Annotated in this window: 10 protein-coding genes; 6 read left to right on the top strand and 4 right to left on the bottom strand. The window is 66.3% G+C overall.

Features of this window, described 5'->3' with window-relative positions:
- Positions 1-15: 15 nt before the first annotated feature.
- The 3 genes from NMB41_RS22005 to NMB41_RS21995 form a co-directional block, all read right to left on the bottom strand.
- Entirely contained in the window at positions 16-480 is a 465-nt protein-coding gene (locus NMB41_RS22005; protein ID WP_494379905.1) for a hypothetical protein, read from the bottom strand.
- 293 nt (positions 481-773) lie between these two features.
- Positions 774-2,777, bottom strand: coding sequence for an MHYT domain-containing protein (locus tag NMB41_RS22000; RefSeq protein ID WP_494379904.1), 2,004 nt, complete (start codon positions 2,775-2,777; stop codon positions 774-776).
- A 204-nt stretch (positions 2,778-2,981) separates the two neighbouring features.
- On the bottom strand, positions 2,982-3,380 hold the full coding sequence (locus tag NMB41_RS21995; RefSeq protein WP_494379903.1) for a hypothetical protein: 399 nt from the start codon (positions 3,378-3,380) through the stop codon (positions 2,982-2,984).
- 249 nt (positions 3,381-3,629) lie between these two features.
- On the opposite strand from NMB41_RS21995, the gene NMB41_RS21990 reads away from it, so the two are divergent.
- On the top strand, positions 3,630-6,056 hold the full coding sequence (locus tag NMB41_RS21990) for a sensor domain-containing protein (RefSeq protein ID WP_494382887.1): 2,427 nt from the start codon (positions 3,630-3,632) through the stop codon (positions 6,054-6,056).
- Positions 6,057-6,060: 4 nt separating this feature from the next.
- On the opposite strand, the gene NMB41_RS21985 is transcribed toward NMB41_RS21990, so the two are convergent.
- Complete coding sequence (locus NMB41_RS21985; protein ID WP_494379902.1) at positions 6,061-6,342, bottom strand: hypothetical protein; 282 nt, start codon at positions 6,340-6,342, stop codon at positions 6,061-6,063.
- A 313-nt stretch (positions 6,343-6,655) separates the two neighbouring features.
- On the opposite strand from NMB41_RS21985, the gene NMB41_RS21980 reads away from it, so the two are divergent.
- The 5 genes from NMB41_RS21980 to NMB41_RS21960 all read left to right on the top strand — a co-directional run bounded on the left by NMB41_RS21980 (position 6,656) and on the right by NMB41_RS21960 (position 12,329).
- Positions 6,656-7,492, top strand: a complete 837-nt coding sequence (locus NMB41_RS21980) for a DUF4142 domain-containing protein (RefSeq protein WP_494379901.1) — start codon at positions 6,656-6,658, stop codon at positions 7,490-7,492.
- Positions 7,493-7,602: 110 nt separating this feature from the next.
- On the top strand, positions 7,603-8,169 hold the full coding sequence (locus tag NMB41_RS21975; RefSeq protein WP_494379900.1) for a DNA-3-methyladenine glycosylase I: 567 nt from the start codon (positions 7,603-7,605) through the stop codon (positions 8,167-8,169).
- Positions 8,166-9,824, top strand: a complete 1,659-nt coding sequence (gene mnmC1 / locus NMB41_RS21970; protein ID WP_494379899.1) for an FAD-dependent 5-carboxymethylaminomethyl-2-thiouridine(34) oxidoreductase MnmC1 — start codon at positions 8,166-8,168, stop codon at positions 9,822-9,824. Before NMB41_RS21975 ends, mnmC1 begins: the two co-directional genes overlap by 4 nt.
- Before the next feature lie 91 nt (positions 9,825-9,915).
- Entirely contained in the window at positions 9,916-10,635 is a 720-nt protein-coding gene (locus NMB41_RS21965; protein ID WP_494379898.1) for a sensor histidine kinase, read from the top strand.
- Complete coding sequence (locus tag NMB41_RS21960; RefSeq protein ID WP_494379897.1) at positions 10,632-12,329, top strand: tetratricopeptide repeat protein; 1,698 nt, start codon at positions 10,632-10,634, stop codon at positions 12,327-12,329. Before NMB41_RS21965 ends, NMB41_RS21960 begins: the two co-directional genes overlap by 4 nt.
- Positions 12,330-12,353: the final 24 nt, after the last annotated feature.

The raw sequence follows: 12,353 nt of genomic DNA, 5'->3' as shown, positions 1-12,353 counted from the left end.
CCGCCGGCTGGGCGCTCAACGCTTCCAGGCAGGCGTGGTCAGGCGCTCGGCGACGAGTGCGGTAACGACCGCCTGCAGGACGTGAATCGCCCAGCGCTCGCCGGCCTTGCGCGGACCGGCCTTGAATTCGCCCTCGGTGATCCCGAGGACCGGTGCGATGGCGCCGATGTTGACGGCGTACAGGGCCGTGCCGTAGAGCGTGCCGAGTGCGACCGGAGACAGGGAAGGCGCAAGATCCCGCAGCGCCGGGAGGGCGGCGCCGAACGCCGCCGAGGCGCCCAGGTGATTCGTGAATTCGACGATGCTGGTGCCGGTGTCGCCGATCATGGCGCGTGAACCCGTCATCCTGTCGATCCAGTCGACGGCGTCGCGGTCGAGCGTTTTGGTCAGCACGCCGCTCTTGCGGCCGGTCACCATGACGGCCGTGGTCACGACCCCTGCAATTATTCCGCCCAGCATGGCGGCTTGATGTCGTTGCATGAAAACTCCAATAAAAGATAAACCGAGGACAAGGATGCCTAAGATGGGCAAGTGTCTCGCGACATTACCCTGCCGCGCGGCAGGCTTCGGTTAGATATCGTACGGAGTGGTGCGGCGCGACGCACGCGGCCGGAGAAGCGGCCGGCGTGCTTGCAGGAGGGAATCTGGTGCCGGTATGTTTCCCGACCGCCGGCGCCGGTAGGGCAGCAGCGCTGCCGTGTTCTTGCGAACGACACCATCTTCGCGCATGAATGTGACAGGCGCTTGACGTCTGTCTAAGAGCTTGCCGGCACTTACACCCGCTTCGGCACCGGCACCGGCCGTTGCAGCCGGTTGTCGCACAGGGTCAGCACGGCGCGCACCAGTTCCGCGGGCGCTACCGGCTTGGAAAGGTATTCGTCGAAGCCCGCCTCGAGCGAACGCAGGCGGTCTTCGCGGCGCGAGAAGGCCGTCAGCGCCAGGGCGCGCACGGTGGCGACGCGCGGGTTGCCCGATGCGCGTATGCGGCGTATCAATTCCATGCCGTCCATGCCGGGCATGCCGATGTCGCTCACCATCAGGTCGGGCTTGAGCTGGTCGATCATGCGCAGCGCCTCGTAGGCGGTCGACGCCGAGACGATGGTGGCGGCCATGTCGGCCAGCACGTAATGCACGATGTCGAGCGAATCGCGTTCGTCGTCGACCACCAGGATCGTCAGGCCGGCGAGGGCGCCGCGGCTGGCGCGCACGGCATCGAGGTCGTGCGGCTTGACCAGGCAGTCGGGGGTGGCCTGTGCGTCGGAATCGAGGCTTGGGAGCGGCATGGTCAGCGTGAAGGTCGCGCCTTCGCCTTCGCCGGCGCTGGCGGCCGTCAGCTGGCCGCCTTGCAGTTCGACCAGTTGCTGCGCGATCGACAGGCCCAGGCCCAGGCCGCCGTGGCGCCGCGTTGACGAGGCGTCGGCCTGGCGGAAGCGGTCGAAGACATGGGGCAGGAAGGCGGACTCGATGCCGATCCCGTTGTCGCTGACCTCGATCACGATGCTGTCTTTCACGCGCTTGGAACTGACGCGCACGATGCCGCCAGTGGGCGTGAACTTGATCGCGTTCGACAGCAGGTTCGTCATTACCTGCTGCAGGCGGCCGGCGTCGGCTGCCAGCGGCCCGGCGTGACTTTCGATCAGCATGTCCAGGCGCACGTTCCTGGCCAGCGCGGTGGGGCGCACCGTTTCCACGGCGGCGGCGATGAAATCGGAGGGCCAGGTGCGGCCGATCTCGATGCGGACCTTGCCGGCGATCAGGCGGCTCATGTCGAGCATGTCTTCGATCAGCTGCGACTGGGCGCGCGCGTTGCGCTCGATCGTCTGCAGGCCGCGGCGCAGCATCTTGTCGTCCTTGCCGCCGTCCATCAGCAGTTGCGCCCAGCCGAGCATTGCGTTGAGCGGAGTGCGCAGTTCATGCGACAGGGTGGACAGGAATTCGTCCTTCATGTCCGACAGGCGCTCGGCTTCGACCCGCGCTTTTTGTTCGTGCAAGTAAAGGGTCTGGCGTTCGGCCGAGGTGGCCAGCGACGCTGCCAGGATGCGCGAGCGGTCTTCCAGGCGCGAATCGTAGACGGCGACCAGGGTGGCGATCGTCAGCAGCAGCAGGGCCGTGACCGTCACCATGCCGGCCAATAAATCCTGGCTGATGCCGACGTTCGCTTCCAGGCAGATGCTGCCTGGCGAAAAATGCGCCGCTTCCATGCCGGTGTAGTGCATGCCGACGATGGCAAAGCCCATGACGACGGCGGCGGCAAGCTGGGCCAGCTTGCCGTGCTGCATGCGGTGGCGCAAATGGAAGGCCAGCCACAGGGCGCCGGCCGAAGCGCCGATGGCGATCAGGACCGAGATGGCAAACAGCAGCGGGTCGTATTCGATGCCGGGACGCATGCGCATCGCCGCCATGCCGGTGTAGTGCATGGCATTGATGCCGATGCCCATCAGCACCGCGCTGGCGATGAAATGGCTCGCTTGCGGGGCCGGGCGGCTGATCTGAGACAGCGCCAGCAGCGAGGCCAGCACCGGCAGCAGCCAGGAAACGAAGGTGATGGCCGTATCGTAGCCGACCGGGAAGGGCAGGCGGAAAGCCTGCATGCCGATGAAGTGCATGGCCCAGATGCCGCTGCCCATGGCGAACGCCCCGCCGGTCATCCACCAATAGGTGGCGCGGCCATGCGAGTGGCGCACCCGTTCGGCCAGGCTCAGGGCGGTGTAGGAGGCATAGATCGCCACCAGGATCGACACAACGACTAGGGTTGGTTCGTAATGGCCAAGCGACATGGCAAACCCGATAGCTCAGCGGGAGAAACTCACCCGCCATGTTGGAAAAAAATACAAGTGAGCCAGTCTACACGGCGACAGCTCAGCTCGCATTAACTTTCCCTCCGGCAACTAACGGTTGGCGCAAGGACGCAACAGCCAGAATGCCGAATGGTTTGCCTTCCGTCATGGTGAGCACGCCTGGAAAGGCATGCAGGCGCGGCACTAGCGCCGCAGGATGAAGGTCGCCGTGGCGGCGACCACGCCGGCCGCGGCCAGCGCCCAGGGTCCGATGCGCATGATCTCGCCGGACTGCCCGGCCTGCACCGCAAGCGGACCGCTGAGCGGGCGCCACTCCTCGCGCTTGGGGGCAGCGGCGCGGGCCGCGGCTGCCTCCTGTTCGTAGAGGGTGGAAAAACGTTCGAGGTCGAGCGGGTTGAGCGTGGCCATGTAGGCAACGATCTGGTCGTGCTGGTCGAGCCGCACCTGGTAGCGGTTGCGTCCGTTCGTCACGGCCTTCTGCAGGTGCTCGGCTTCGGTTTCGACCAGCGCGCGTACGCTTTCGCGCGTGATGGCGGCCAGCGCGATCCTGGGTCGTTCAACGCTTCGTCTGTCGGCTTGCACTTGCGGTCTCTCTCGGCATTCCATCTGAACGGGCAGTCTACGCCGGCCCCCGCTTGCGTGCCAACACACTTGGCGCCGGCATGAAGATAAAAGCACCAGCAGACGTCTCAAAATTTCTACAAAGAAAAATATATTTCGTATAGGTTATTAGAACGCCATTTAGTTTCTGTGTGCAAGTGCGTTAACCTGAGTGTCTCGCCGCATTCGGCGGGCGGACGCAGCGGTACATGGGAACTGATTTTGAACGACATGACAAACACGGCCTACCTGGCGCGGCTGGCCGAGGAAAACACCGCCCTGATTGAAAACTCGCTGGACCTGATTGCCCTGATCGATGCCGACGGCCGCTTCCTGCGCCTGAACGCGGCGACCTTCGACATCCTCGGTTACCGGCCCGAAGAGCTGGTCGGGCGCCGCTATTGCGAACTGGTGGGGCCGGAAGAACTGGCACGCTTCCAGGCCCTGCGCGCCGAGCTGCGCTCCGGCGAATCGGTGCGGCGCGATCTGCAGCACCGCTGGCTGCGCAAGGATGGGCGGGCGGTGATGGTGTCGATCTCGGTGCGCTGGTGCGCGCTGACGCAGGTGACGTATGCGACGGCGCGCGACGTGACCGAAGAGCATGCCGCGCGCGAGGCGCTGTCGAAATCGCAGCAACAGATGCAAATCATGCTCGAGAGCATAGGCGACGCCTTTTTCGCGGTCGACCGCGCATGGCGTGTCACCTACGCCAATCGCAAGGCCGGTAATTTCGTCAACGTCGACGCCACCCTGGCGATCGGCCGCAACCTGCTCGAGGTCGCGCCCGACCTGAACGGGTCGCCGGCGCTCGCGTTTTACCAGCAGGCCATGGAAAGCGGCGTCGCCTGCGCCTTCGAAACCTTCTGGGAGCCGTCCAGCACCTGGGTCGAGGTGCGCGCCTATCCGAGCGAGGACGGGCTGGCGGTGTATTTTCACGACATCACTTTCAAGCACCATGCCAGCCAGGCGCTGATGAAAAGCGAGCAGCGCTTTCGCAGCCTCTTCCAGCAGGCCGCCGACAGCATCGTGATTGCCGACCGCGAGCTGCGCATCGTCGCCGCCAACGGCCGCGCCTGCAGCAATTTCGGCTATACCGAGGCCGAGTTCCTGCAACTGCGCGTGCCCGACATCGACAGCGGCAGCTACCTCTATACGCCCGACCTGGAACTGGCGCTGGCCGATGGACAGACCCAGCTGCTGCGCATCACCAAGCGGCGCAAGGATGGCAGCACCTTCCCGGCCGACGTCCACATCTCGCGCTTCGAAGATGGCGGCAAGGAATACTTCCAGGCCCTGATCCGCGACGTCACCGAGCACGAGGAAACCCAGAACCGCCTGCGCGAGCTGGCCACCCACGACACGCTGACGGGTTTGCCGAACCGCGCGCTGCTCGGCGAGCGCGTGCAGCGCCTGTTCGATACCTGCCCCGCCGATGCGACGGTGGCGACGATGTTCCTCGATCTCGACCGCTTCAAGGAAGTGAACGATTCCTTCGGCCACGAGTTCGGCGACGTGCTGCTGTGCGAAGTGGCGGCACGCCTGCGCCGGGTGATCCGCCCGACCGACGTCATCGCCCGCCTCGGCGGCGACGAATTCGTGATCGCGGCCCACTGCGCCAACGGCAAGAATGCGGCCGCGCGCATCGGCGAGAAGCTGCTCGACGTCCTGACCGCCCCGATCACGATCGCCGGCCACGACGTGATCATCGGCGCGTCGATCGGGATCAGCCTGTACCCGTCGGACGGCAAGAGCAAGGAGCAGCTGTTCCAGGCTGCGGACACGGCGATGTACCGCGCCAAGGCGGCCGGGCGCAACCGCTACCGCTTCTTCGAGCCGGAGATGGCCTTCGCCACACGCGAACGGATGGCATTGGAAACGTCCTTGCGTCCGGCGCTGGCGCGCGGCGAGTTCGAACTGCACTACCAGCCGCGCATCAACCTGCGCAGCATGGAAATGGTCGGCGTGGAAGCGCTGCTGCGCTGGAACCATCCCGAGCGTGGCCTGGTCTCGCCGGCCCAGTTCATTCCGATCGCCGAAGAGACGGGCCTGATCGTGCCGATCGGGCGCTGGGTGCTGTTCGAAGCCTGCATGCAGACCCAGCGCCTGATGCGCGAATTCGGGCGCGAGATCTGCGTCTCGGTCAACGTCTCGGCGCGCCAGCTGGCGCATGCGAGCTTTGCCGGCGAGGTGCGGCAAGCTTTGCGCGAATCGGGCATCGCGCCGCATTGCCTGGAACTGGAACTGACGGAAAGCGCGCTGATCGCCGACATCGAGCGCACCGCACTGATGCTGCGCGAACTGCACGAACTGGGCGTGAAACTGGCGGTCGACGATTTCGGCACCGGCTATTCAAGCCTGGCCTACCTGCGCACCTTCCCGATCGACGTGCTGAAACTCGACCGCTCCTTCGTGCTGCAGGAAGACGAGCGCATCAGCGCATTCGACTTCGTCAAGGCCTTCGTCGACATGGCGCATGCCCTGAAACTGGCCGTGGTGGCCGAGGGCGTGGAAACGGCGGAGGTGGTGCAGTTCCTGCAATCGGCCGCCTGCGACGAGGCGCAGGGCTACCACTTTGCGCGGCCGCTGCCGCTGGCGGCCCTGCGCCAACGGCTGGCAGGCGAGGCCGCAACAGCCAGCAGGGCAGGCGAGCCAAGCTAGCCCGTCAGGGCGCGCCGCCGACGTCGTGCTCGCGCTCGTCGTCGTTTGCTTCCTCGTGCGTGGCCGTGAAGCGTTCCGCCGCCATGCTCTCCACAAGGTCAAATCCATCCTCGTCGCCCAGCTCGGGCGGATGGAGCATGTCGCGAATCAGCGCGGCCAGCTCCGGGGTATCCCATTCCAGGCCGGCGCGCTGGCGCGCCTCGATGAAATGGGTGATTTCGCGTTCCTGCTGCACGCTCAGGGGCAGGCCGCGAAACGCGGTGCCCGGGTTCGGCTCGTTCAACATATGGCCTCCTGCATCTGCGGTTATGCCACCCGCAGCACCGACTCTACGCGCATTGGGCGGCGCCTGGCGCGCGTGCGCGGGAATGCCATACCGGCCTTTTCATGCCGCAATAATTCATCAATGTTGCCAAAAGGCTACCGCGCGCTGGGATATGGAACGCGACGGTACACTGATTGTTGGCTTGACAATGCGCAGCCAGTTTCCTGCTGTGGACACGGCGAGGCCGGCGCGCAGGCAAGCCGAAGCATATCGAACAGGAGCGGCGCATCGGAGACATGATGCCGGCTCCTTCCACAATCCCCAGGAGAGCATCATGAAAAACAATAATGCGTTGAAAGGACTGCTCGCCATTTCGGCTGCAGCCGCCATGTTCGCCACCTTCGGCGTCCAGGCACAGACCGCCACTGCCCAGAATCCGAGCACCCAGAAGATGACGGACGCGAATCCGTCGACCCAGGTTGGCAAGACCAGCACCGGCACCACCGCCGGCATGGCCGGCCATATGGCCCACGGCCAGAGCGGCGCCGGCATGAGCGCCAGTACCAGCAGCACTGGCATCGCCCAGAATCCGAGCACCCAGAAGATGACGGATGCGACTCCGTCGAACAAGGTCGGCCAGAGCGGCGCCGGCATGAGCGGCAGCACCGGCACCGGCGCCACCGGCATGTCCGGAACCGCGGCGGGCACCATGAAAATGAACAAAGCCGACAGCAAGGCGATCATGGACATGGCGATGGTGAACATGGCCGAAGTCGAAATGGGCAAGATGGCACAGAGCAAGAGCCAGAATGCCGAAGTCAAAACCTTCGCTCAGCAAATGATCGACGACCACACCAAGGGCCTGGCCGAAGTGCAGACCGTGGCGCAAGCCAAGGGCATCACCCTGCCGACCGAACTCGACGCCAAACACAAGGCAATGGCTGCCAAGCTGGCCAAGCTCGAGGGCGAGAAGTTCGACCGCGAATACATGAAAATGGGCGGAACGGGCGGCCACAAGGAAGCGCTGGCCATGTTGAACAAGAACGAAAAGAATGCCAAGGATGCCGACGTCAAGGGCCTGGCAACGAAGATGAAGCCGACCGTGGAACAGCACCTCAAGGCTGCCCAGCAGATGCCGGCTGCCAAGCCGGGCACCACCTCGGGCAAGTAATCGCCAGTCAATAAGCTGACAAGGGCGCCACGGCGTTCCAAGACGCGCCCCGGAAGCAATTCCGGGGCGCGTTTTTTTAGGCAGGCGCGCACTGACGTATACTTCGCAGCATGACTACCCACCGCTGCAGCTGGGCCAATCCGGCCAACCCCCGCTACCTCGCTTACCACGACCATGAGTGGGGCGTCCCCTGCCATGACGAGCGGCGCCTGTTCGAGATGCTCAACCTCGAGGGCGCCCAGGCCGGCCTGTCCTGGGAAACCATCCTCAACAAGCGCGAGACCTACCGCGCCGCTTTCGACGACTGGGACGCCGACAAGATCGCGCGCTACGACGACGCCAAGGTGGCCGAACTGCTGGCCAATCCCGGCATCGTGCGCAACCGCCTGAAAGTGGCGGCCGCGATTACCAATGCGCGCGCCTATCTGGCGCTGCGCTCGGAAGGCCAGACGCTCGACACTTACCTGTGGGGCTACGTGGATGGCAAGCCACTGGTGGGAGAATGGCCGGATGGCACCCGCCCCACCAAGACGGCGCTGTCGGACCGGCTCTCGAAAGACCTGGCCAAACGCGGCTTCAAGTTCGTCGGCTCGACCATCATCTACGCCTACATGCAGGGCATCGGCATGGTCGACGACCACGATCCGCGCTGCTTCCGGTTTACAGGAACGGTGTGAACCCGGCACGCTTCTGGCAGGGCCGCGAACGCTATACGGTGTTCGACACCGCCTACGGCAAGGGCGCGCGCGCGGCGGCCCTGATCGAGGCATGGCGCACCGACCCGGAGCGTCCCGCCAGCCTGCACATTGTGGCGCTGGCCGATGGCCTGCTGCCGGGCGTACACCGCATCCCGCAGGTCGATCCCGCCGTCACGCTCGACCTGGTCAGTGCGCCGCTGGACACGGCGCTGGCCCAGCTGGCCGCGCGCATCGACTTCGTGCAATTGCATGGCCTGCGCGGGCCGAACACCGGTTTTGCGCGTGGGCTGGCGCGTCTGGCGGCAAGCGACGCCCGGCTTGCCTTCGATTGGCTGGAAGCCGAACAGGTCGCGGCCCTGATGGCGCAGGGCTTCGTGTTCGAAGGCGGCGGGGCGCGCTTCGCCAGCCGCAAGCCGCGCCAGCCTTTAGCCCCGGTGCCGGCGCGCCAGGCGGTGGTCATCGGCGCGGGACTGGCCGGGTGCGCGGCGGCCGAACGCCTGTGCGCGCGCGGCTGGGAAGTCACGCTGGTCGAACGCCACCCGAAGGTCGCGTCGGAGGCTTCCGGCAACCTGGCCGGCATCTTCATGCCGCTGCTCTCGAAAGACGATAACATCCCGACCCGCCTGACGCGCGCCGCCTACCTGTACGCGCTGCGCTACTGGGACACCCTGGGCGGCGTCGGCCAGGCGATCGAAGGCGCCGCCTGCGGCGTGATGCAGCTGGCGCGCGACGCGGCCCACGCCGAGGCTTCGCGCGCGATTGCCGCCGCCGGCCACTATCCGCCGGCGTTTGCGCAATGGCTGGAAGCGCCGCAGGCGGCGCGGTTGCTCGGCCTGCCCGCACCGGATGGCGCCTGGCTGTTTCGCCAGGGCGGCTGGGCGCGTCCGGGCAGCGTGTGCGAGGCCATGCTCGCCGCGTGTGGTGAACGCCTGACGCAGCGCTTCGGCGCCGGCAGCGTGCACCTGGCGCGCGTCGGCGGCGAATGGGAAGTGCGCGGCGCCGACGGCAGTGCGATCGCCCGCGCCGCCACCGTGGTGCTGGCGGGCGGCGCTGACTCGATCGGCATCGCCCAGGCGGCGCGCCTGCCGCTCTCGAGCCTGCGCGGCCAGGTGACCCACCTCGACGCCGCCACGCTGCCGCAGCTGCCCTTCGTGCTGTGCCGCGAAGCCTACCTGACCCCGGCGGCGGGCGGCATTGCCTGCGCCGGCGCCACCTATGACCTCGACACCGACCCGCGCCTGCGCGCGTCCAGCCAGCAGGAAAACCTGGAGCGTTTACGGGCGCTGGTCTCCGACCCGGAGGCGGGCGTGCAAGCGCCGCTGGCCGGGCGCGTGGGCTTTCGCTGCGTGGCGCCGGACCGGCTGCCGCTGGTCGGCGCGCTGCCCGATGTCGATGCCGCCGGCGGCACCGAGCGCCTGCGCGACGTGCCGCGCCATGCGGGCTTGTACGGCTTGCTCGGGTACGCCTCGCGCGGCCTGATCTGGGCGCCGCTGTGCGCCGAACTGCTGGTCTCGCGCCTGGAAAATGCACCGCTGCCGCTCGAGACCACGCTGGTCGACGCGCTCGATCCGGCGCGCTTCGTGTTGCGCGCACGCCGCACTGGGCGTATTCAAACGCCCTTTGCGCCGGAATAAGCGGGTCCACACCCGGACAGGCCAAATTGCCGCCAACTGCGGGCGTATAATTAACTCACGGAAACTTTTTGCGCCACCGATGGCGCGGCGCATGATGACACCCGTAGACGACACCGCACACTCCCAGGACTTGCTCCTGTTCCTGGCCTCGACGGCCCACGACATGAAGAATTCGATCAGCGTGCTCTCCGGAACCCTGGAGAGCCTGCTGGTATCGGCCGGCCCGCAGAACGAGGCGGCCTATCCGCAGATGGCGCAGATGCTGTACCAGACGCGCCGCCTGAACGACAACCTGATGCAGCTGCTGGCCCTGTATAAACGGGTCGGCACGCCCGACTACCCGTTCGACGAGCAGCCGATCGAAGCGGGACAGCTGTGCGAGCAGGTCGTCGCGCTCGGCCAGGTGCTGCTCAACGCGAAGGGCATCACGCTCGAGGTCGAGGTCGATCCCGGCCTGATCTGGCATCTGGACGAAGACCTGATCGTCGGCGTCGTGTCGCACGCGGTCAACAATGCCGCCCACTACACGCGCGACCGCATCCGCCTGGCGCTGGCCGAACGTGACGGACTGCTCGAGATCCGGGTCGAGGACAATGGCGCGGGCTATCCGCAGGCAATGCTGGCGGCCGGCGCAGCAGGACTGTCGGGTGTCTCGAGCGGCATCGATTTCCGCAATAACAGCGCGGGCCTGGGCCTGTACTTTTCGCGCGAAGTGGCGCGCATGCACCGCCACCGCGGGCGCGAAGGCAGCGTGCGCCTGGAAAACGGCGGCGCGCTGGGCGGCGGCTGTTTCGTTTTGAGCCTGCCATGAACGCGCTCGTTCAATCCAAGGCCGAGCCGATCGACTGGGCCGGCAAGAACTACCTGGTGGTCGACGATTTCATCGGCGTGCGCCAGCTGCTGCGCGAAAGCCTGCGCAGCCTGGGCGCGCGCAACATCGACCAGGCGGCCAGCGGCGGCGAAGCGATCGGCCTGCTCGCCAAGATCCGCTACGACGTGGTGCTGTGCGACTTCAACCTGGGCGACGGCAAGAACGGCCAGCAGGTGCTGGAAGAAGCGCGCGTGCGCAACCTGCTGCTGCCGTCCTCCGTGTGGATGATGGTGTCGGCCGAGAAAAGCGTCGAATCCGTGATGGGCGCGGCCGAGCACCAGCCCGACGCCTACCTGGTGAAACCGATCACCGAAGGCGTGCTGCTCACGCGCCTGAACCGCGCCTGGCACCGCAAGCAGGTGTTCCGCCCGATCGACCAGGCCTACGCCGAGAAGGACTACCTGCGCGCCGCGCGCCTGTGCGACGAGCAGATCGAAGCGAGCCGCGTGCACGAAGTCGAGCTGCTGCGCATGAAGGCGCGCCTGATGGAAAAGAGCGGCGAGCCGGAGAAGGCACGCGAAGCCTATGAGCGCGTGCTGGCCCAGCGCGAATACCAGTGGGCGCGCGCGGGCCTGGCCAAGATCCGCCTCGCGAACGGCGAATTCGAACAGGCGCGCCAGATGTTCCAGGGCGTGATTGCCGAGAACCGCTATTACATCGACGCCTACGACCAGCTGGCGCTGGCCTACCAGGGCATGGGCAAGCTGGAAGAGGCCTGCTCGATCCTCGAACGCGCCGCCAAACTGTCGCCCAACTCGGTGCCGCGCCAGCGCAACCTGGGCCAGGTCTGCCTGAAACTCGGCAACGTCGGCATGGCCGAGAAAGCCTTCCGCAAATGCATCGCGATCGGCGAATACTCGGTGCGGCGCACGCCGGACGCCTTCCTGGGACTGGCGCGCGTGTGCGGCCTGAAGAACGAAACGAAGGAAGCGCTGGCCTGGCTGCAGGCGGCGCAGCGCATGTTTGGTGAACTGAGCGGCGAGGCGCATCCCGACATCGACCTGCGCGCCAAGATCACCGAGGGCCTGGTGTACCACGAGAGCGGAGACTACCGGCGTGCGCGCAAGGCGGGCGACGAACTGGAAAGCCTGCTCGGCACGCGCGAGGAACGGCCCGACACCGCGACCTGCCTCGAGATGGCGACATTGCTGTTCGCGGTCGGCGTCAAGGAAGCGCCAAGCGATCTGCTCTGCTACCTCATCCGCAACAACCACGACAACGCGCTGCTGCTCGACGAAGTGCAGGCCATCTTCGATAAAGCGCGCCTGACCGAGGAAGGCGGGGACCTGATCCGCAGTTCGAAGAAGGAAGCCTCGGACCTGATGAACCAGGGCGTGCTGCTCTGGAAGACGGGCAAGCTGAAACAGGCCGTCGACTGGATGCGCGAAGCGCGCGCCAAACTGCCGAACAACCAGCGCATCCTGTTCAACGCGGCGCAGGTGCTGGTGTCGCACATGCGCGAAAAAGGCTATGACGACGCCCTGGCGCTCGAAGCGCGCGAGGTGCTGGCCCATGTCGACCGCCTGCAGCCGGGGCAGCAGCGCTTCGCGCAGCTGATGGGGCAACTGGCCGAACTGGTGCCGCAGCCCGAGGCGCCGGAAGCGGACGCGCCGGCCGTTGATACGACGGCATAACACGCGCCGGCCGCCGCGCCGCGG

Source organism: Massilia sp. FBCC-B171, from assembly GCF_059134155.1.
This window is presented reverse-complemented; position numbering and strand designations above follow the sequence as displayed.

Bases quoted from the DNA above. Each gene is read 5' to 3' on its own strand.
- NMB41_RS21985 (WP_494379902.1), bottom strand. From the start codon at position 6,342: ATGTTGAACGAGCCGAACCCGGGCACCGCGTTTCGCGGCCTGCCCCTG.
- NMB41_RS21960 (WP_494379897.1), top strand. From the start codon at position 10,632: ATGAACGCGCTCGTTCAATCCAAGGCCGAGCCGATCGACTGGGCCGGC.
- NMB41_RS21990 (WP_494382887.1), top strand. From the start codon at position 3,630: ATGACAAACACGGCCTACCTGGCGCGGCTGGCCGAGGAAAACACCGCC.
- NMB41_RS22000 (WP_494379904.1), bottom strand. From the start codon at position 2,777: ATGTCGCTTGGCCATTACGAACCAACCCTAGTCGTTGTGTCGATCCTG.
- NMB41_RS22005 (WP_494379905.1), bottom strand. From the start codon at position 480: ATGCAACGACATCAAGCCGCCATGCTGGGCGGAATAATTGCAGGGGTC.
- NMB41_RS21965 (WP_494379898.1), top strand. From the start codon at position 9,916: ATGATGACACCCGTAGACGACACCGCACACTCCCAGGACTTGCTCCTG.
- NMB41_RS21980 (WP_494379901.1), top strand. From the start codon at position 6,656: ATGAAAAACAATAATGCGTTGAAAGGACTGCTCGCCATTTCGGCTGCA.
- NMB41_RS21975 (WP_494379900.1), top strand. From the start codon at position 7,603: ATGACTACCCACCGCTGCAGCTGGGCCAATCCGGCCAACCCCCGCTAC.